General features: G+C 43.1%; 1 protein-coding gene. It reads left to right on the forward strand.

Annotated features, from left to right (window positions below):
* On the forward strand, positions 1–208 hold a 208-nt coding region (locus F1003_RS19190; protein ID WP_235898443.1), incomplete at its 5' end, for a hypothetical protein.
* Between the last annotated feature and the right edge of the window lie 31 nt (positions 209–239).

The following is a 239-nucleotide window of genomic DNA, read 5'->3' on the forward strand; positions in this document are numbered from 1 at the left end:
TAAGGAAAAGGACTTCTTATACTCAATGAAAATCAAAGACCAAACTAGGAAGCTAGCCGCAGGCTGCTCAAAGCACTGCTTTGAGGTTGTAGATAGAACTGACGAAGTCAGCTCAAAACACTGTTTTGAGGTTGTGGATAGAACTGACGTAGTCAGTAACCATACGCACGGCAAGGCGACGTTGACGTGGTTTGAAGAGATTTTCTAAGAGTATAAGTCCAAAACTTTCGTTAACCGGG

Origin of the sequence: Winogradskyella ouciana, from assembly GCF_009709615.1 — a bacterium.
GTDB lineage: Bacteria > Bacteroidota > Bacteroidia > Flavobacteriales > Flavobacteriaceae > Winogradskyella > Winogradskyella ouciana.